This is a genomic window from Acinetobacter sp. P8-3-8 (assembly GCF_000214135.1).
Classification (GTDB): domain Bacteria; phylum Pseudomonadota; class Gammaproteobacteria; order Pseudomonadales; family Moraxellaceae; genus Acinetobacter.
The window spans coordinates 105385-125889 of record NZ_AFIE01000003.1 but is presented as its reverse complement, the minus strand read 5'-3'; the positions used below and the strand labels follow the sequence as shown (position 1 = coordinate 125889).

General features: G+C 38.7%; 21 protein-coding genes. 9 read left to right on the top strand and 12 right to left on the bottom strand.

Features of this window, described 5'->3' with window-relative positions; genetic code table 11:
* Positions 1-259: 259 nt before the first annotated feature.
* From hmpA to GGG_RS0102765, 4 genes are all read left to right on the top strand, one after another.
* Positions 260-1468, top strand: a complete 1209-nt coding sequence (gene hmpA / locus GGG_RS0102780; protein WP_010111897.1) for an NO-inducible flavohemoprotein — start codon at positions 260-262, stop codon at positions 1466-1468.
* 100 nt (positions 1469-1568) lie between these two features.
* A complete protein-coding gene (locus GGG_RS0102775) occupies positions 1569-2012 on the top strand; it encodes an Rrf2 family transcriptional regulator (protein ID WP_010111895.1) in 444 nt (147 codons plus the stop codon).
* A gap of 139 nt (positions 2013-2151) precedes the next feature.
* A complete protein-coding gene (gene yihA / locus GGG_RS0102770; RefSeq protein ID WP_010111894.1) occupies positions 2152-3000 on the top strand; it encodes a ribosome biogenesis GTP-binding protein YihA/YsxC in 849 nt (282 codons plus the stop codon).
* A gap of 131 nt (positions 3001-3131) precedes the next feature.
* Positions 3132-4076 (top strand): metal-dependent hydrolase, encoded by a 945-nt coding sequence (locus GGG_RS0102765; RefSeq protein ID WP_010111893.1) that lies wholly within the window; start codon positions 3132-3134, stop codon positions 4074-4076.
* Positions 4077-4163: 87 nt separating this feature from the next.
* On the opposite strand, the gene GGG_RS0102760 is transcribed toward GGG_RS0102765, so the two are convergent.
* Together GGG_RS0102760 and GGG_RS0102755 are read right to left on the bottom strand one after the other, a co-directional pair.
* Positions 4164-5402 (bottom strand): dicarboxylate/amino acid:cation symporter, encoded by a 1239-nt coding sequence (locus GGG_RS0102760; protein ID WP_010111892.1) that lies wholly within the window; start codon positions 5400-5402, stop codon positions 4164-4166.
* Positions 5403-5752: 350 nt separating this feature from the next.
* Positions 5753-6628 (bottom strand): acyl-CoA thioesterase II, encoded by an 876-nt coding sequence (locus tag GGG_RS0102755; RefSeq protein WP_010111891.1) that lies wholly within the window; start codon positions 6626-6628, stop codon positions 5753-5755.
* 293 nt (positions 6629-6921) lie between these two features.
* On the opposite strand from GGG_RS0102755, the gene plsB reads away from it, so the two are divergent.
* Together plsB and GGG_RS0102745 are read left to right on the top strand one after the other, a co-directional pair.
* A complete protein-coding gene (gene plsB, locus GGG_RS0102750) occupies positions 6922-9504 on the top strand; it encodes a glycerol-3-phosphate 1-O-acyltransferase PlsB (RefSeq protein ID WP_010111890.1) in 2583 nt (860 codons plus the stop codon).
* Between the two features lie 99 nt (positions 9505-9603).
* Positions 9604-10167 carry a tetratricopeptide repeat protein gene (locus tag GGG_RS0102745; protein WP_171057637.1) on the top strand — a complete coding sequence of 188 codons (564 nt, stop codon included), beginning with the start codon at positions 9604-9606 and terminating at the stop codon, positions 10165-10167.
* Between the two features lie 80 nt (positions 10168-10247).
* Here the strand turns inward: GGG_RS0102745 and GGG_RS0102740 are convergent, their stop codons facing one another.
* From GGG_RS0102740 to GGG_RS0102730, 3 genes are all read right to left on the bottom strand, one after another.
* Positions 10248-10538 carry an addiction module antidote protein gene (locus tag GGG_RS0102740; protein WP_010111886.1) on the bottom strand — a complete coding sequence of 97 codons (291 nt, stop codon included), beginning with the start codon at positions 10536-10538 and terminating at the stop codon, positions 10248-10250.
* Between the two features lies 1 nt (position 10539).
* A complete protein-coding gene (locus GGG_RS0102735) occupies positions 10540-10836 on the bottom strand; it encodes a type II toxin-antitoxin system RelE/ParE family toxin (RefSeq protein ID WP_010111884.1) in 297 nt (98 codons plus the stop codon).
* Between the two features lie 155 nt (positions 10837-10991).
* The gene (locus tag GGG_RS0102730; RefSeq protein WP_010111882.1) at positions 10992-11777 is read right to left on the bottom strand and encodes an NAD(P)H-binding protein; all 786 of its coding nucleotides are present in this window, start codon (positions 11775-11777) and stop codon (positions 10992-10994) included.
* A gap of 60 nt (positions 11778-11837) precedes the next feature.
* Between GGG_RS0102730 and recG the strand changes: the two genes are divergently transcribed.
* Together recG and GGG_RS0102720 are read left to right on the top strand one after the other, a co-directional pair.
* Complete coding sequence (gene recG / locus GGG_RS0102725; RefSeq protein WP_010111880.1) at positions 11838-13883, top strand: ATP-dependent DNA helicase RecG; 2046 nt, start codon at positions 11838-11840, stop codon at positions 13881-13883.
* Between the two features lie 231 nt (positions 13884-14114).
* Positions 14115-14744 carry a ComF family protein gene (locus GGG_RS0102720; RefSeq protein WP_029574413.1) on the top strand — a complete coding sequence of 210 codons (630 nt, stop codon included), beginning with the start codon at positions 14115-14117 and terminating at the stop codon, positions 14742-14744.
* 47 nt (positions 14745-14791) lie between these two features.
* Here the strand turns inward: GGG_RS0102720 and GGG_RS0102715 are convergent, their stop codons facing one another.
* Both GGG_RS0102715 and GGG_RS0102710 read right to left on the bottom strand, forming a co-directional pair.
* Positions 14792-15184 (bottom strand): NUDIX domain-containing protein, encoded by a 393-nt coding sequence (locus GGG_RS0102715; RefSeq protein WP_010111877.1) that lies wholly within the window; start codon positions 15182-15184, stop codon positions 14792-14794.
* Between the two features lie 100 nt (positions 15185-15284).
* Positions 15285-15902: a TIGR00730 family Rossman fold protein gene (locus GGG_RS0102710; RefSeq protein WP_010111876.1), complete on the bottom strand. Its 618-nt coding sequence runs from the start codon at positions 15900-15902 to the stop codon at positions 15285-15287.
* 156 nt (positions 15903-16058) lie between these two features.
* Between GGG_RS0102710 and GGG_RS0102705 the strand changes: the two genes are divergently transcribed.
* The gene (locus GGG_RS0102705; RefSeq protein ID WP_010111874.1) at positions 16059-17072 is read left to right on the top strand and encodes a CorA family divalent cation transporter; all 1014 of its coding nucleotides are present in this window, start codon (positions 16059-16061) and stop codon (positions 17070-17072) included.
* Between the two features lie 167 nt (positions 17073-17239).
* Here GGG_RS0102705 and GGG_RS0102700 read toward each other — a convergent pair whose 3' ends face one another.
* From GGG_RS0102700 to GGG_RS0102680, 5 genes are read right to left on the bottom strand one after another with little or no spacing between them, the layout of a single operon-like run.
* Entirely contained in the window at positions 17240-17527 is a 288-nt protein-coding gene (locus tag GGG_RS0102700) for a lipid asymmetry maintenance protein MlaB (RefSeq protein ID WP_010111872.1), read from the bottom strand.
* A gap of 27 nt (positions 17528-17554) precedes the next feature.
* On the bottom strand, positions 17555-18178 hold the full coding sequence (locus GGG_RS0102695) for a phospholipid-binding protein MlaC (protein WP_010111870.1): 624 nt from the start codon (positions 18176-18178) through the stop codon (positions 17555-17557).
* A gap of 20 nt (positions 18179-18198) precedes the next feature.
* Entirely contained in the window at positions 18199-18876 is a 678-nt protein-coding gene (locus tag GGG_RS0102690; protein ID WP_010111868.1) for an outer membrane lipid asymmetry maintenance protein MlaD, read from the bottom strand.
* Positions 18876-19655, bottom strand: a complete 780-nt coding sequence (gene mlaE, locus GGG_RS0102685) for a lipid asymmetry maintenance ABC transporter permease subunit MlaE (protein WP_010111866.1) — start codon at positions 19653-19655, stop codon at positions 18876-18878. Before mlaE ends, GGG_RS0102690 begins: the two co-directional genes overlap by 1 nt.
* Positions 19652-20470, bottom strand: a complete 819-nt coding sequence (locus GGG_RS0102680; protein WP_010111864.1) for an ABC transporter ATP-binding protein — start codon at positions 20468-20470, stop codon at positions 19652-19654. The genes mlaE and GGG_RS0102680 overlap by 4 nt, the downstream gene beginning before the upstream one ends.
* Positions 20471-20505 lie beyond the last annotated feature (35 nt).

The following is a 20505-nucleotide window of genomic DNA, read 5'->3' as shown; positions in this document are numbered from 1 at the left end:
ATTCACATCACAAAAAAATCCCCCAAACGACCTGAGATAAATCCCCCATTTGGTGTAGTGAATCTGTAAAAATTTTCTGTTAAATTCGCTTTTAATACGTTTTCTGTGCGGCATTTCATACCTATCTTTCTTAAAAAACACACCACACAAAATAATCTCATAAAAATTTTATGGTTTTATGTTAAAAATAGATTGCAAATACAATATTAAAGATGTATTTTAAATACATCTTATAAATGATAGCCAAGAGAGATCAACAATGACTCCGCAGCAAATTGACCTAGTAAAAGCAACTGTTCCTGTTCTTCGTGAAAATGGTGTAGCACTGACTGGTTATTTTTATAATCGCATGTTAGGCAATAATCCTGAATTAAAAGAAACCTTTAACATGGGGCATCAACGTAGTGGTGCGCAAGCTCAGGCTTTGGCTGGTGCTGTTTTAGCATATGCTGAAAATATTGAAGACCCTTCAGTACTATTGCCTGTTGTTGAACTGATTGCACACAAACATGTCAGCTTGAATATCCAATCGCCTGATTACAATATAGTCGGTGAAAACTTATTACATTCGATCAGTGAAGTCTTAAGCATTCCAATGGAAGACCCATTGATCAGTGCATGGGCTGCGGCGTATGGTCAATTGGCTGATCTATTTATCAGCACAGAAAAAGCAATTTATGAACAACATCAACAAACTCAAGGCAGTTGGTTAGGTTGGCGCAACTTTAAAATCGCGAAAAAAGTTGTTGAAAGCGAAGAAATTACCTCATTCTATCTTGCACCTGTTGATGGTGGCGCATTACCTAAATATGAAGCAGGTCAATACATTTCAGTTCGTGTCTTCGTTGAAGAACTAGGTTTAAAACAACCACGTCAATACACGCTATCTACAAGCCCTCAAGCTGACTATTTACGTATTTCTGTAAAACGTGAAGATGAAAAAGGTGATTTGGCTGGTGGTTGGGTTTCAAGCACTTTACACAGCTTGGCTGAAGGTGCTGAAATCGAAGTATCTGCACCAACAGGTAATTTCTACCTTATTGATAGTAGCAAACGCAATGTCTTCATCAGTGGTGGTGTAGGTTTAACTCCAATGATTGCAATGTTGAATCAATTGGTGACATTAGATATGCCACAACCTGTTAGCTTCATTCATGCATGTCGTAGTAGCCAAGTACATGCCATGAAAAAACATATTCAAGAGCAAAAAACTAAATTCCCGCGTCTAAGCACATTCACAGCCTATGAATTCCCACATGAAGGCGATGTGATTGGTGCAGATTATGATGTCGCTGGACGTTTAGACCTAGCAACAGTGGATGCGGCATTACTGCCAGCCAATGCCGATTACTATTTATGTGGTCCAATCCCATTTATGCAACAACAGCATCAAGCACTAGTTGCACGTGGAATAAAACCTGAACAAATTCATAGTGAAGCGTTTGGCACAGGTGGTGCAGGAATTTAAACTCCTCACGACTGATATGCTTTATAAGGCTAGTCTATGTTAGACTGGCCTTATTCATTTTAGGATCAGACACATCTTTAAAAATAGATGAGTACCTTACATGCAACTGAACAAATTTACCGACTATGCACTGCGCATTCTCATGTATATCAGTAGACCACGTGATCTACCTTATACTATTGCGGAGATTGCTGAAGACTTAGAAGTTTCACAAAATCATCTTGTTAAAATTGTGCATTTCATGGGCAAACAAGGCTGGTTAATTACGACTCGTGGTAAAGGCGGCGGTATTCGCCTGAATCAGGATATTTTAAATTTTAAATTGGGACAAATTGTTCGCATTCTGCAAGGCAATACAGAAATTGTAGAATGTAATACCCCTCCCTGTGTTTTACGTCCTCAGTGTGGTTTAAAAGGCATTTTAGATCATGCTCTTATACAGTTTTATCAAAGCCTAGACCAATATACGGTTGCAGATGTTTTGAATACACCACCGCATTATCAAAAAGTGATTCATTCACCCATTCCAAATCTCAATGTATAAGCCAATATTTATCAAGACTATAACGTGATTAATAAGCCAATCTCTCGGTTTGGTTACGCAATAAAAGCTGTCAAAATTCGCTTGAAAGATCGACTTCCTTTATAATGCCCTTTGTTCATCCGTTTATTGAAGTTGAAGTATGCATCGCAGCAGTGGAAAGTCTAAAAACAGTAAGACCTCAAATGCCCCTAAACAAAAAATTAGCTATGAGAAAAAAGCTGACCCTGCGATTTCAGAGTACTCAACCTCGTCTTTAAATTGGTTGCGCAAAGCTGAATTCTTAATGAGTGCGCCTAAACTTAACTTGTGTGTCGAAGACACAGGTTATGAAGTTGCTTTTGCAGGTCGCTCGAATGCAGGGAAATCAAGTGCAATCAATGCATTAACCAATCAAAAGCAATTGGCTCGGGCTTCAAAAAGACCGGGTCGTACGCAAATGATCAACTTTTTTAGCTTAGGTAATCCTGATCAACGTCTTGTGGATTTACCTGGTTATGGTTATGCAGCCGTACCTGAAGCGATGAAAATCGTATGGCAAAAAGAACTTGAGAATTATCTGATTCATCGTAAAAGCCTACAAGGCTTAGTTTTATTGATGGATATTCGCCATCCTTTACAACATTTTGATGTCATGATGTTGGAATGGGCTTATTCACGCCATTTGTTTGTCCATGTTTTATTAACGAAATCAGACAAACTCAATCGTGGTCCTGCAAGTAAAGTGCTGCTCGATGTACAGCAACAATTACGCAAAATGAAACTTAATTTCTCAATCCAATTATTCTCATCAATGAATAAACAAGGACTTGAAGAATTAGCATCGGTCATGGCTGGGCGTTTAAATTACACATTAGACAAGACTTTAGACTTTGATATGGATTCAATTCCAGAAGCTTCTGAAGCTGACTTTGATGATGCTGACGATGTTGATGCTGATGATCTAGAACAAACACCGATTCAAGAGATCGATTCAGACAAAACACCCTAAAATAGAAATTGTCCGACCAAATTCATCACCAATTGATATTGGAATGTCCTAAATTGCTAATAACTATTTAGGACATTTTTTTATACTGAATACAAATTGTGATATTTACAAATAAAAATCAGGACAGTGTGATGAAATTATTATCTCGATTAAAAAACAGTAAAATTGGATCATCTATTCAGTATCAAATCAAACCACGTAAAGTAAAATTTGAATGGCAAGAAACCCCAATTGATTGGATTCCAAACCAGCCTTTCGTCAGTTATTTTATTAATGAAATTAACAATATCCTACCTGCGGGTGAATTTTGGTTTTGCCGACTATACAACCGAGTTTTACCTAAAATTACCGATGAAAAATTAGCACAGGATGTCCGTGCTTTTATTCGCCAAGAAGCAATGCATGCGCAAGCTCATGTTTCCGCAAATAAAGAATATTTAACGGTACGAAATATCGATATTCAACGTAATTTAGACGTTATGGATTTTCTATTTGGTAAATTACTTGCCGACCAGCCACTTGGTTTGAAAGTTCCAAAAATCTTGGATCATCAATGGGACTTATTCCGCCTAGGCATTGTCGCTACCGTTGAACACATGACTTGTGTACTCGGTAAATATGCACTTTATAATAAAAAATGGGCTGAACTTGGTGCAGATCCCAACATGCTAGATTTAGTCAAATGGCATGGTGCAGAAGAAATTGAACATCGTACTGTTGCATTTGATTTATACCGCCATTTAGGTGGTGGTTATATCTCACGTTATTATCAAAGCGTGATTGTGATCATTGCTGTACTAGGTTTATGGGTCGATGGTGCTGCGCATATCATGGAACAAGACCCACGCTTTGCAGATAAAAAACCTGCTTTCTATAAACCATGGATATGGCGTGAATGGGCCAATATCGCTCAAAAAGATAATCGTGTTATGCCGCATCCACTGTGGTTGGTTTCACAACAACTTGGCTATTTAATGCCGTGGTATGATCCTGTGCATGAAGCTAAAACTGAAGATGCGATTGCTTACTTAGACAGCTCACCTGCTGCAAAACGTGCACTACCTAAAGTCGCTTAAATCTTATATAAAAAAGAAAAGCAGGATCAATAATCCTGCTTTTTTACATTGTTTTTTATAGCCTAGCCATATTTTAGTGAATAAAAACTAACTCGGCGAACCCATATCTTTGGTATAACGATCCACCACCACACTTATCATCATGTCACCCTGAACATTGACTACAGTTCGTACAGTATCGAGTAAGCGATCTATAGGTAATAAAATAGCGATTGCTTCCGCAGGTAAACCCACAGATTGCAATACCATAATCATGGTTACCATACCTGCACTTGGAATTCCTGGCGCACCCAATGACGCAATCATCGCAGTCAAACAAACAATGACTTGTTGTCCTAAACTCAGATCAAGCCCCATTAAATTTGCAATAAACAGTGCTGCAGCAGCTTCGTAAAGCGCTGTGCCATCCATATTCAACTGCGTTCCCAATGGAATAACAAAGCCTGCTGTTTGAGGACGCACACCTAAATTTTCCTGTGCACACTTCATCGAAAGTGGCATGGTGGCTGAACTAGAACTGGTTGCAAACGCCGTAATTAAGGCCGCTCTTGCACCTCTAAAAAAAGTAATCGGATTCATTCGTCCAAAAATCCACAACAATAAAGGTAGGACGACAATGCCATGAAAAATCGTTGTTCCAGTCACCACAGCAGCAAACTCAGCCAAACGACTGAGAATAGAAATATCCTCAGTAGAAATGAGTTTAGCCAATAATGCAAAAATTCCGATAGGTGCGAGTTTCATCACCCAGCCAACCATCATCATCATCACTTCAAAAAACTGTGTACTGAGTTTACGGATACTTTGAAAACGCTCACCACCTTTGACCAATGCCACACCAAGCAATAAGGCAAAAACTACAACAGCGAGTACATTCCCTTCAGCAAAAGCTTTGAACGGATTGATTAAGGTATTTTGAATAAAATTGGTAAAGAAAGATGAAGCTGTCAACGTATCGGGGGTTTGATGCTGATTCATTGCATCTTGAAAAAGCGCAATGTCTACCCCTTTCCCGACCTCAAATAAATGCGCACAGCTAATACCGAGAATCAACGCCAAGGTCGTTGTAGTCACACAACATGCTAAGGTAATTTTCCACGTTCGACTGAGTTGCCCACCTGCTTGTAAATTCGACACACCGACGACGATCGAACTAAAAATCAAAGGCACAAGCAGCATTTTTAATAAGCCAATAAAAATACTGCTGGCAATACCTAAACCATAGATACTGGCTTCAAAAAATTGAGTATTGGGAAATTGATTGAGTAAAAATCCAAACGCGATACCTAAAATGGCGGCAATTAAAATTTGCGTATTTAAGCTCATCTTTGCTTACTATTTTGTCTTCCGTGCTTTGCAATATGCCATTGAAATCATGTGAAATCGAGCATTTTTTTGTGATCAGCTTAGCTTAAAAATAAAAAAGCCATCTGTTTAGATTAATGCTGATCAGTTAAACGCAATTGTATTATTACTGATTGATAAATCTCCCCTAACCCCTCTTTACAAAAGAGGGGGACACTCGTGAATTCAATGCGGTATTGAATCCAAGATACCCCCTCCTTTTTCAAAGGTGAGGAGCATGCTCCGCAAGAGGAGGATTAAAAATGCTTAACTGACTGGCATTAATCTATTGAGATGACTTCATATCGTGTCTTTAATTCTTTCATTCAAGCTTATTGCGTTTCAATCTCACGCATACGCATCAAGCCTTCTTGTACCGTACTACATACCAATTCGCCATTTTGCCACATCCGTCCATGGCTTAAACCACGAGAACTTGCAGTGACCGTCGCATCCATGTCATACAGCATCCATTCATCTGCTTTCACAGGTTTATGGAAATACATTGCATGGTCAATACTGGCAATTTGAACACTTGGTGTCAGATAATTAACACCGTGCGGGCGTAGTGCAGTAACCATAAAGGAATAATCTGAATAGAACGCCACAATCGCTTGATTCAATGCAATATTATCAGCCAAATGTTTAGGTAATTCACCATAAGCTTTCATATACAACGCATTGGATGGTGCTTCAGGCTGTGGTTGAAATGGATTACCAATATTAATCGGCTTGATATCCACCTGACGTGGACGCATGAATGCCGCACGAATATTTTCTGGGATAAAGCTAATCAGGTTTTCTTTTAATTCCTGTTCAGATTTCAACTCCTCTGGTGCAGGATATTCAGGTTCGCTGATTTGGTAATTCAAACCTTCTTCAGGCGTCGCAAAAGACACCATTGCCGAAAAGATGGTACGCCCATGCTGAATGGCACGAACTTGACGGCTTAAAAAACTTTTACCATCACGTAAACGGTCAACCTCATAGATAATCGGCGCATTTACATCGCCGCCATATAAAAAGTAAGCGTGTAATGAATGTACTGGACGGTCTGCCGTATATGAAGCTGCCATAAGCGCTTGACCTAATACTTGCCCACCAAAAACACGCTTACCCACCAAGTTTTTACTTTGACCACGGAAAATATGTTCTTCGAGTTTTTCGAGCGTTAATAGCTCAACAAGTTCTTGCGTTAGAGCATTCATAAAAGACCTTTTTATTCCAATCTTCATCATCAGAAATGAAGTAAAATATACGTACTTTAGAGGGTTAACTCTATATTGCCATAAATTCTGAGTAATTCACTAAAGTTTCATGGACTATATTGTCACATACTGAGTTTGCTATACTTACTAAAATTACGCTTTAAAATGATTAAAACAACCAATTTTCTTACAAATTGTCTGAAAATGACCTATTGTTTTATCCCTAAATTATAGAAAATATCGCTTCTTTCATTGACTAACAATGCGATATTCATCATTCGCTAGGAGTATGTATGTCCAAGAGTGGCTTTGGTCAAATGTATCGTCGGCTTTCAAGTAAGCTACTTGACCTTGTAGTAACTCCACATGTTCTTGGAGAAGTTCCTACAGAAAACCAAATTTCTGAAAATGAAAGCCAAGAAAATTCATCTTCAGAAAAGGCGCAGAAGATTACTTGCTATGTATTGCAAAACTATTCTCGTAGCAATGCCTTGGTTGTCGATAGTGAAACTCGCCGTTTAAATATTGCACCTGCACTTGATCCATTACTGATTGGCAATCACACAGAAAAAGCAGCGGTTGTATTTTTACAGCAACAAGATGAAAGCAATTTATTACACTCGCCGACACATACATTCCCTCCACGCTTGTTAAGACTGATTGATGCACTAGATCAAGACCCAAACTTGGATATTGAACTGATCCCAGTGACTGTACTTTGGGGACGTTCACCTGATAAAGAAGATTCTTTATTTAAACTCTTGTTTACAGATACATGGGCAACCCCAAGTAAAGTCAAACAATTGATGAATATCGGCGTACATGGTCGTCAATCTTTTTTAGAATTCCATGAAAATAAATCTCTGCGTGAATTGGTACAGTATGCCAAAATTCACCATCCAAATATTTCACCTGCAACATACATTACCAATAGCCTTAATGATTATTTAGATCGTCAGCGCGAAGTCATTCTTGGGCCAGATTTATCAGATCGCCGTAATGTCATGCAGTCTTTAATTAAAGCACCAGATGTTCAGGATGCAATTCGCAAAGAAAGCATTCGCTCTAAAACCAGCATGATCGAATCTGAGCGTAAAGCCATTGGTTTTGTGAATGAAATCGCTTCAGACTACTCTGCGTCTGCGGTTCGTTTTGCCGATATGGCACTGACTCGTTTATGGACTCAGCTTTATGATGGTGTTGAAGTTCATAACTTTAGTACTGTTCGTGAATTGGTGAAAGACTATGAGGTGATTTACACCCCATGTCATCGTAGCCACATTGACTATCTATTATTGTCTTATGTGATTTATAAGCGTGGCTTGATGGTGCCGTACATCGCTGCGGGTGATAATTTAAATATGCCGTTCGTAGGTCAATTATTACGTGGCGGTGGTGCATTCTTTATTCGCCGTTCATTCCGTGGTAATGCACTATATACCTCTGTATTTAAAGAATATTTATTCAGTATTTTATCTCGCAACACACCACTTGAATACTTTATTGAAGGTGGTCGTTCACGTACAGGTCGTTTGCTTCCACCTAAAACAGGCATGTTAGCCATGACAGTGCATGGACATTTACGTGGTCGTGCTAAACCGATTGTTTTCATCCCGACCTATGTGGGTTATGAGCGTCTGATGGAAGGTGCAACCTATGTCGGTGAAATGAATGGCAAACCGAAAGAATCTGAATCGATTTGGGGTATTCTTCAAACTCTGAAAAAGATTGAACGTATTTTCGGTAAAGTCCATGTGAACTTTGGCGAACCAGTATTCTTGGATGATTTACTCAAAGAACACGGCGCGGATAAGATCAAAATTGAACATAATGATGATCCTATTCCTCCTGAAGTTTCAAATGCTGTGAATAGTTCAGCCAATGCGATTTTGGAAAATATTAACCGTGCAGTGGTCATCAACCCTGTTTCTTTATTGTCCCTGATTTTATTGGCGACGCCGAAACACACGCTTGACGAAGAAATTTGCATTAAACAGCTCGATACTTATCGTAAACTCCTCACTGCTCTTCCTTATGACAGTCGTACTCAGGTGACACCGCTTTCAGGCAAAGAAATCATTGCTTATGGCTTGAAGTTAAAACTGATTAAGCGAGTTCAGCATGTATTGGGCGATATTATTGCCATCGAAGATAATCAAGCTGTTTTGCTCACTTACTTCCGTAATAATATTTTGCATGCCTTTGTTTTACCGTCATTGGTTGCTGCTTTAGTTGAACATAACGGTAAAATTAATCTAGCGGATTTGGTTAATGTCATTCGTACACTCTACCCATTCTTAAAAGCAGAATTGTTCTTAAAATGGAAAGATGAAGAAATTAAAGATCAGGTTTGTGAATATGTGAAAGCATTAGCTCAAGCCAATTTGATTTTTGTTGATGACGAAGACTTTATTTACAGTCCAGCACCAAATTCAGAAAATCATAATCAGCTTGCTGTTTTAGCTGCACCAGTTCGTCAAAGTCTTGAACGTTATTACATGACTTTAGCCTTGATCACACAACGTGGTTCTGGAAATATTTCGACCAATCAAGTTGAAGTGCTCAGTCACTTGTTGGGGCAGCGTCTTTCTGTATTGTATGAATTCAATTCACCTGAATTCTTTGATAAAGCCTTATTCCAAAGCTTTATCAAGGTACTGACTGAGCAAGGTTATATTGGCAAGAATGAAGAAGGTGCTATTGTTTTTGATGAGCAATTCCGTAATGTTGCACAGTATGCAAATCTTGTTTTAGATGATGTGACTTTGCAAATGCTTCAACACATTACTTCGTTTACCGATGAAGAATTAAAAGAAGCTTTAGATGCTGTTGCAGCACAACAAGCGAAGAAACGTTTAAAACGTAAGAAGAAGTAAGCTTTTGTATGCCCTCTCCTGAGCTAGATTTAAAGCATTATTTTATATCTAGCTTAGAAGAATACTTAGCTTTTAATTTCTTTAACTTAAAGGTAGAAAGTGAAAATTTTCAAACTTATATCTATTGCCTTAGGACTAATCTTTTCAATGGAAATATTAGCAAACCCAATATTCTCAAATGATTTATTAACAAAAGCTACAAATGGTGATTCATCAGCGCAATTAGAATTAGCTGAAGTATATATACACGGTTATGGTATTGACGAAGATGAAGCTCAAGCAGAAAGTTGGGCTATTAAATCAGCTGAAAGTGGTAATGTTAATGCAATGCATTGGCTCGGTGATGGATATGCGACATATGCTGGTCTACTGGAAGATATGGATCCAATTGATGCTGAAGATCATTATAAAAAAGCTTTCGTTTGGTTTTCAAAAGGATCTGACCTGAATCATACTGATTCTATGGTTGGTTTGGCTAAGTTATATCGTGATGGTGAGGGTGTTACGAAAGATACTGATAAAGCATTAGATTTATTTAAAAAAGCAGCTTCTCTTGGTAGTAAAGAGGCTATGAGAGATATTGAGTTTATGTATCAATACGGAATAGGTGTAGAAAAAAATTTAGATACTGCAAAATTTTGGGAAGATAAGGCAAAGATGTAATTATATAACACATTTAAAATCAATAAAATACAGTCTATACAAAATCAAAATGGGAGCCTTAAACTCCCATTTTTTAAATTTTAAGTATTTTGAACTCTAAGCTTTAAACCTAATGCATTCACGACACGATTAATCGTATCAAAACGAGGTGCTGAATCATGGCGAAGTGCTTTATAGAGCGCTTCACGACCAATGCCTGCTTCTTTCGCAATTTGAGTCATACCTCTGGCTTTGGCAATGATACCAAGCGCATGCGCTAACTCAGCAGGGTCATTATCTTCAAGAACCATATTAAGATACATCACAATATCTTCTTCAGTTTTGAGTGACTCAGCCATATCAAAACTTGGTAAATCAGCAACTTTAACCATTTTAATCCTCCAATGTTTTCGATAACTTGACTGCACGATCGATATCTTGCTGTTGTGTCGATTTATCTCCACCACCAAGCATGACAATCACAACATCACCATGTTGGATATAGTACATTCTCCAACCAGAACCAAAGAACTCTCTCATTTCCCAAACACCGTCTTGCAGAGGCTTAATGTCTCCCCAATTTCCACGCTGGACCTTATCCAATCTACGATTCAAACGAATACGGGTCATATTGTCTTTAATGCCATCTAACCATTCATCAAATTCAGACAGACGCTTAATTTCAATCATGAGAGTTCCTTTTTATTCTTATTCAATTGTACTCGATCGAATACAACATACAAGTATTTTTACACTGAAACTTCTCATTTAAAAATTTGAGCGTTTTTGTTTGTTATTTTAATAAGGAATATAAAAAATATTTTCACATAAGAACTTACTTTTTATCAAGAATTGTCATGCTGCAACTCAAACCCACTCTCCACCATCCTTCTCGCAAAAATCCGCTTCCCTGTCTCGCTCTCACTTTCCAAAACTAATTCAGGCAAACCCAATTCACGTTGAATCTTTAAAATCATTTCATGCAAAGGAATCGGTTGGTTATTCGTACAAATATACGATTTTTCAGCACGTTCCACGTGAAGCAAATGCACAAGGAAACGAGCCAAATCATCAATATGAATTCGATTTGACCAATGAATATTCGGGTAAGTTTTTGTCGTTTCAGCAAGTTTCTGCATACGCGCAACTGAATTTCCGTAAATACCTGTTGGACGTACAATCACACATTCAGATGGATAAGCCTGTTGCCATAACTGCTCCATTTTCAATAACAATCGCCCCTGCTCATCACTCGGAATAATTTCAGAATCATCATCAATACGCTCGCCATGACTTTCACCATAAACCCGTGTAGATGACACAACGATGATTCTTTGAATCGGATGATCTTTTAAAGCTTTTACAATAGGTTGAACAGAATCGACATAAGTTTGTTGATAATTTTCAATTGGACTTTGAGAATTATTACGTGAAGGTGCAAGTAATACATAAACTGCATCAATCGGTTGAACTTGTAACAAATTCAGTTGCTGAATATCCTGAGTGAGATGTTGAGCAAAATCATCATCTTTCGGACTACGACTAACTGTGGTAATTTGGTGATCTTGCTGAAATAATTGTTTAGCAACACGTTGTGATGTTTTACCATAACCAATAAATAGAATATGCATCAAGTGACCTATTCTTCAAAACCGATTTTTCAAAATCAATTTAACCTAAGTTGAGGGGACATGGCTGCCGTCCACCAATTGCAAGGGCTTGGCAATGCCGCCGCTGCCTTACTTGAAAAGCTCAATATTTTCAACACAGATGATTTGCTGTTTCATTTGCCACGTGACTATGAAGATCGTAGCACGATCATTCCCATGAACCAATTACAAGTTGGTCGCAGCTACCTGCTTGAAGGTGTGGTCAAATCCATTGATATGCCACCCGGTAAGCGCAAATCGATGGCGATTTTATTGCAAGATGATTTCGGCAAAGTGACCTTACGTTTTTATCATATTTATAAAGCATTGATGGATCGTGCCAAAGCAGGTAATCGTTTAAGAATTTTCGGTGAAGTCCGTGTCGGCGCGCGTGGTTTAGAGTTGTATCATCCTGAAATACAACTGATTACAGAGCACACTCCACTCCCTCAGACACAGCTCACAGCAATTTACCCAGCAACTGAGGGTTTAACACAACCGAAGCTCCGTGAGTATGTTAAACAAGCTTTAAAGCATCATGCAGATGATTTACCCGAATTACTTCCTGAAAAATTCACCAATGGTTATGCGTTAAATCAAGCACTGGAATATATTCATCACCCCCCTGTAAATGCCAATATGTTGCAGCTTTCGCAAGGTTCGCATCCTGCTCAGCAACGTTTGATTTTTGAAGAATTGGTCGCACACCAAATTAGTTTACTGACACGACGTGCTTTTATTCAGCAAATTGCAGCACCTTCATTTCTACCCAGCAAAACATTTGCTAAGCAACTTTTAGCCAGCTTGCCCTTTGAAATGACCAATGCACAAAAACGTGTTTCGAATGAAATTTCCAAAGATTTAAAACAAAACAAACCGATGCTACGTTTAGTTCAAGGTGATGTAGGTGCAGGGAAAACCCTAGTCGCAGGTGTCGCAGCATGTCATGCCTTAGAGGAAGGATGGCAAGTTGCCTTGATGGCGCCGACAGAAATTTTGGCAGAACAACATTATATAAACTTTAAAAAATGGTTTGAGCCTTTAGGTTTAAATGTGTCATGGCTTTCAGGCAAACAAAAAGGCAAAGCACGTGCTGCTGCCGAACTTACACTGAAAGATGGGACTGCCAATGTCATCGTGGGTACGCATGCTTTATTTCAAGACAATATTGAATTTTCCAAACTCGGTTTGGTGATTATTGATGAACAACATCGTTTTGGCGTAGATCAACGCTTAGCGCTACGTAACAAAGGTGTAAATAACACCACGCCACATCAATTGGTCATGACAGCAACACCGATTCCTCGTACCTTGGCAATGTCTGCTTATGGTGATTTAGACACCTCAGTGATTGATGAGCTTCCGCCAGGACGTACCCCGATTCAAACTGTGACCATTCCGCTTGATCGCCGAGAAGAAGTATTAAATCGTATTGCGACCAATTGCGCTGAAGGCAAACAAGCCTATTGGGTATGTACGCTTGTTGAACAATCTGAAACTTTAGATGCGCAAGCTGCTGAAGCAACCTATCAGGAAATAAAAGAACGTTTTCCACATCTCAATATTGGTTTGGTTCATGGCAAAATGAAAGCTGATGAAAAACAAACCGTCATGCAACAGTTTAAAAATAATGAATTACAACTATTAATTGCGACTACCGTTATTGAGGTGGGTGTAGACGTACCAAATGCATCGATTATGGTGATTGAAAATGCAGAACGTTTAGGGCTTTCTCAACTGCACCAATTACGTGGACGAGTGGGACGAGGTGCGACAGCGAGTTTCTGTGCCCTACTCTATAAAAATCCTTTGTCTCAAAATGGTCAAGAACGTTTACGCATCATGCGTGAAACCAATGACGGCTTTATTATTGCAGAAAAAGATTTAGAAATTCGTGGGCCGGGTGAGCTACTCGGTACGAAACAAACGGGTGATATGGGTTTTCGTGTCGCAAAGCTTGAACGTGATGATCATTTACTCAATCAAGCACATTATGTCGCTGCTCAGGTCTTAAAAGACCATCCTGAAAATGCGGAAGCCTTGCTTAAACGATGGCTACCTGAAGCACCACGATATGCGTATGTGTAGTGTAATAATTCTATCGGTTTTGAGTAAATGCATTTCCATCATAAAAATATAAAAAGCTCCTCCCTTTGAAAAAGGGAGGTTGGGAGGGATTACATCTATAAATACAAAATAAACATCATTTAAAACAATATGGATTGTATTTTTTGATTGAGACAGTGATAAATAACATTGCGCTCAAATCATAACTATGCAAAATTAACGCTCAATAAAAACAATAATAAAGCGAATCCTATGCTCCAATTGATCAGCCAACTTCTCCATAAAAGTATGCAAAGTATCTCCCCTTGCCTACTTTGTGGCATCGACAAACAACAACAACATTCACTTTGCACAGATTGTTGGAATCATTTACCGTGGTACAAACAACATATCGAAAGACATTCACAACACATTTTATGCGCGCATCGCTATCGCTTTCCAATAGATCGAGTCATTCAAACGTATAAATACGAACAACAACTGCAATATCAAAATCTACTTGCTTACAGCTTGTTAAATTTAAGATTACCCAAAGTTCAAGCCATTGTCCCAATGCCAATTTCCACAGACCGTTTAAATGAACGTGGCTACAACCAAATGCTCATCATTGCCAAAATCATGGCACAAGAACTCAAAATCCCTGTATGGCAACCTGTGATTCGTGCAGCGCAACATTCACAAAAAGGCTTGAGTCGTATAGAACGCATAGAAAATATTGAAAACCAATTTCAAATGATCAAAACAGAACGCAGAAAATATAAAAAAGTATTAATGATTGATGATGTCGTAACGACAGGTAGCTCAATTCATGCTTTGACTCAAGCGTTAGAAAGTCTAGGTTGTCAGCAAATTTATAGTGCCTGTATTGCTGCTGCGGAGTAATCCGCGATAATACCTCTCTCCCTCAGGGAGAGACTGAGAGAGGGTTATTATGTAAGAATTTTCTTACACCACGGAATCACCACCTCTTTGGTTAATGGCGCAAGTAAAGTCTGATCATCATCCAAATCAATCCATTTCATCTCAGCAATTTCTGCATCAATTTTAGGTACTTGATCTAAATCCACTTGGTAGACATAACTCACCAATTGATGATTCGCTTCATTGGCAGCCCGTGTTTCAAAACGACCAATAAATTGTTGAATTTTAGCTTGAACACCAATTTCCTCATGGATTTCACGAAGCATGGTCTGTTCTGGCAATTCATTCACTTCAAGTTTGCCACCCACTTGCATGAAAAATTGGGTATTTTGCTTTCTCACCAATAACAATTGATTTTGTTCATTCAAAATCACAGCGGCGGCAACGGTAATCACATTCATAATTTATTCAAAAAACTCAAACACAATATATTGTGCCATTAATAAAATTAAAAACAATATATTGTGTATGTATTCGATTTTGCGATTAAAACAATATGAATTAACCAAACTTCTTATCTGCTTGATCTAACTTGACCAATTCTTCACGATCTTTGACACCCCATTTCGGTTCAGGTGCTTGATAATTTTCAAATTGCACTAAAATTTCATCAATAGAAACTGAATGAATCAGTTGATCAGTAAAACGTGCTTTAGAAAATCCTTTATCCGTAGTCAATTGAATAAATTTAAGCAAATCATCATAGAAACCATCAACATTTAAAAAAGCACAGGGTTTTAAATGAATCCCCAATTGTGCCCAAGTCCATTGCTCAAAGATTTCTTCAATTGTCCCTGCACCGCCGGGTAAAGCGATGAATCCATCTGATAATTCTGACATTTTAGTTTTACGTTCATGCATATTTTTGACAATATACAATTCAGTTAAATCTGGATGTGCCAACTCACGATCGACCAATCCTTGTGGAATCACGCCGATCACTTGACCACCTGCGGCCAATGCACTGTCAGCAACAATACCCATTAGACCCGAACGACCACCGCCATAGACCAATGTTTTACCTTGTTTGGCGATAGTTTCACCAGTCAGTTGAGCAACATCGGCAAAGCTTTGATCCGAACCTAGAGATGAACCACAAAAAATAGCAATAGAATTCATAAATTTAACCTAATTTTAATTTTGTCGTGCTACAGTGACACACAACCAACTAAGATTTTTTTTGCAAAAGAACGATGTAATCAGTGTTTTTCCTGAAATCCTTGTCTAAAATACACACATCGATTTAACACTACAGCGCAAGGGAGAAAAGACACTATGCTTGAAGCCTTTTACGCCACTGAGCGCGGTAGCTTGGAAGATGCAACCATTAATGGCGGATTTGACCTACACCCAGAATTGGTGTGGATCGATCTCATTGCACCTTCACAAGAAGAACAAGAGTGGGTATTGGATGCTTATGAGCAAAATTTACCAACACTTAAGTCTTTGGAAGACATTTCCTCATCTGCACGATTTTACCGTGATGATGATGGTATTTTACATATCAGTACGTATTTTTTAACGAAAAATAAAAACTATCAAGTTGAAGGCGATTCTGACGATTCATCTAATATGTTAGCAACAGTACAAACCGTTGCATTCATTTTGCATAAAGAACGCTTATTTACTCTGCGTGGCGAGAAGCTTGTCGCTTTCCGTGCTTTTCGCGCACGTGCTCGACGTAATGATTATGATATTGAATATAAGGATCCGACTTGGATTCTTTTAGGTCTACTTGAAGCAAAACTGGATGAGCTTGCGGATATCTTGGAAGATATCCACAAAGACTTAGAATTGTACTCAACAGAAGTGCTGAACGTTCGCCATCGTGAGATGATTCTAGACCTAGACGACATGATTACGCGTTTAGCTCAAAAAGAGGATGTTTTAGGAAAAGCACAACTGTGTTTAATTGATTTACGTCGTGTTTTAACATTCCTATCACGTCCACGTGCTTTAGGAAGCCACATTTACGATGCAGATATTCGAGAGCTCAGTGAAGATGTCCGTTCTCTTGTAGAGCATGATGCATTCTTATTCCAAAAAGTGCGATTCTTACTGGATACTACTTCTGGATTCATTAACACTGAACAGAACGATACGATCCGTCGATTCTCTATTTTACCAAGTATGCTCGCTCCACCAATGTTGATTGCCAGTATTTATGGAATGAACACTGAGGTATTGCCTTTTGCACACGGAACAACCAGTTTTTATATTGTAATTACGATCCTTATTTCATTCTTTGTTGGCCCATTGGTTTACTTTAGATGGAAAAAATGGATTTAAGCAAGCTTTGGAGCACTACTACAAAGCAAAGCGCAAGAAACGCACCACATCTACAATCGTATCTGAGTATTTTTGCATATATTGAATATTGCTAATTTCAAAATTTGACAGATATAAAAAAGCACCTTACGGTGCTTTTTTATTGAATAACTAGACAAGACAATGATTTATATAATTTTTAAATCATCTTGCAAATGACAGGCTTGAATGATCTTCATCATTTTTTCAGGAACTGCTTTAAACTGTAGCCCCTGAGTTTTTGGTGTTTGACGCAACCATTGTACTAACACCGATAACGCTAAGGTACTACCATGTTCAAGCTGAGATAGATTCACAGTGATTGGAAAATCTTTTTCATTTTGAATAACCTTCAAACCATTTAAATAATAGTTTTCAGCATTTTCAAAAGCGATCTTACCACTCACATGCAATTCCTGATTTCTAAATTCAATCATTCGTTCATCCTATCTTAGCGATACAACTTATTTTTTACTTACTGCTGCATCTGCATCTGGTTTAAACGTAGCAATTGCTTTATCAATATTACCACCGTTACGCTTTACGTTTGCCGCAAACTGATTACGGAATTGTAAGCCTAAATCGATACCAGACACATTCAGATTACGTACTTTCCATTGGTTATTAACATCTGATAACTGGAACGATACAGGAATCTTCTCGCCCTTGTTATTAAAGTCAATCGTAACCACTGGGAATTTACTATTGGTTTCTTTATAAGGACGCATTGAATACGTTTGGCTTGAATATTTAGCAAAAGCAGAGCCATAATTTTCAATCAAAGTATTACGGAAGTTTTGTTCAAACTGAGCGCGTTGTGCAGGTGTACTTGCATTCGCATAAGTTCCCATAACAATACGTGTAAACGCTTGACCGTCAACATAAGGATCAAGATTTTGACGTACAATCGCTTTAATTGTTGCAGGATTTTGCAATTTACCTTGATCAGCTTTTAAACGACCAATTAAGCCATCTGCAACACGCTTAACAAATGCAGGAGGTGCTTCAGTTGGTGCTGCCTGAGCTGCTGTTACGACCATTGTTGCCAATACACTTGCAGCAAAAGTTTGTTTAAAAAGCATATTCATTTAAATCACTCCTCTCATGCTTATTCGACAAATGATGTCTGAGCATCAGTTGTTTCGGTCGTTGCAGATTGATCATCAGCTTTCGATGCGTCTGTTGATGATTTTCCAGCGCCGCCGGTAATAAATTTGGTAATTAAATCTTCAAGATCCATTGTGCCCTGAGTATTCGCAATACTCTCTCCACGCTTGATGTAATTTATTCCACCACCTGGCACAACTTTTAAATATTTCTCACCCAGAAGACCGTTTGTGGCAACCATTATGTAAGCATCTTCATCAATATTAGTGATGGATTTCATGTTACCCAACAGTTGTTGTTCCATTTCTTTTTGTTTCTCAGGTGTTGCTGCTTGATAATCCGCGCTGTAACGCAAATCACCCAAAGCATTTTCTTTCACTTTTTTCAGCTGCTCTGCATTAAAAGAAGTTAAAGAACCATCCAAATCAAATGTAACGGTTGCTTGGCGTGTCACAGGGTCAAGCGTGATTGCATCAACTTGTCCAATTTTAACCCCACTCATAGTAACTTTGGCACGTGGTTTCAAACCATTGACATTGTCAAACGTTGCCGACATTTCATAGCTATCTTTTAGATTACTGCCGACCAAACCACTCACTTTCATTGCCAAGAAAAATAAAGCAACACCAAAAATGATGACAAAAATACCTACGGCCAGCTCACTTGTACGTGATTTCATTAAACACCTCCGAACATGACCGCAGTCAACACGAAATCAAAACCTAAAACACATAACGATGAATACACAACAGTACGTGTCGTAGATGTTGCGATACCTTCAGATGTTGGCTCACAGGCATAGCCTTGATACACCGCAATCCAAGTACAAATTAAAGCAAAAACTAAACTTTTAATGATCGTTCCGTTCAGCACATCTTTCATAAATTGTGTACTGCTCAGAATACCACTCCAATATGAACCTTCATCAGCACCAAGAAAATCAACACCGACCATTTTACCACCCATAATACCAATGGCAGCAAAAATCACAGATAGCATTGGCAGACTGACTATCCCTGCCCATAAACGTGGTGAAACCACACGTTTTAACGGGTCGACGCCAATCATTTCCATACTCGAAAGTTGCTCAGTGGCTTTCATCAAACCAATTTCAGCTGTCAGTGCTGAACCAGCTCGCCCTGCAAAAAGCAAGGCTGCAACCACAGGTGCAAGCTCACGTAATAGGGTTAATGCGACAGCAGCACCTAACATTGCTTCACTACCAAAAGTGACCAAGATGTTGTACATCTGTAGTCCGAGAACTGCGCCAATAAATAAACCAGACACAGCAATGATCAGTAGCGAAAGTACGCCAACTCGATACATTTGATAAATGAAAAGTTTCACACCTATAAGCGTAGGTATAGAACATAAAATACGAAGCAACATTGTTGTTGCAACGCCAATTCCCTGAACACGTTCTAGAACGCGTCTACCTAGTGAGGCAATAGCATTCATGAACCAACCTCATTATTTAAATAGGCTTGATGGCTAAATTGATAATCTACAGGGCCATCTATTGAACCCGTTAAAAATTGCTGAACAAATGGTGATGCATGATTTCTTAATTGTTCAGGCGTACCTTCACCTTGAACTTTACCTTCAGCAACCACGTAAATGTAATCTGCAATTGAAAGCGTTTCATCGACATCGTGCGATACGATAATTGTCGTTAAATCCAAAGCTTCACGTAATGAACGAATCAAACGAGACAAAACGCCCATCACGATTGGGTCTTGTCCTGCAAACGGTTCATCATACATGATCAAATCTGGATCTAAGGCGATCGCTCTTGCCAATGCAACACGTCGATTCATACCACCTGAAAGCTCTGCGGGCATTAACTTTTCAGCACCACGCAAACCGACAGACTCCAGTTTTAAAGCAACCAGTTCTGCAATTAAATTTTCGGGTAGTTTCGTGTGCGCACGAATTGGAAATGCCACATTTTCATAAACAGACATATCTGTAAATAAAGCACCGCTTTGAAATAACATCCCCATACGGGCACGAGCTGCGAACAGTTCATTACGCGACATGGACGCTATATTCTTGCCATCAAGCATCACTTGACCAGCATCTGGAGTGAGTTGACCACCAATCAATCGTAGTAAGGTCGTTTTACCTGTTCCAGATGGCCCCATAATTGCGGTAATCTGTCCACGACGAATCTGTAAATTCACATTATCATAAATAATGCGTTCACCTCTGTTAAAGCTTAAACTCTTAACTTCGATCAAAGCTTCTGTTTCGGCATGATTTTGCTTATTCATAGCTGAACATTTTCCTGCATTTATCAGCCCACATA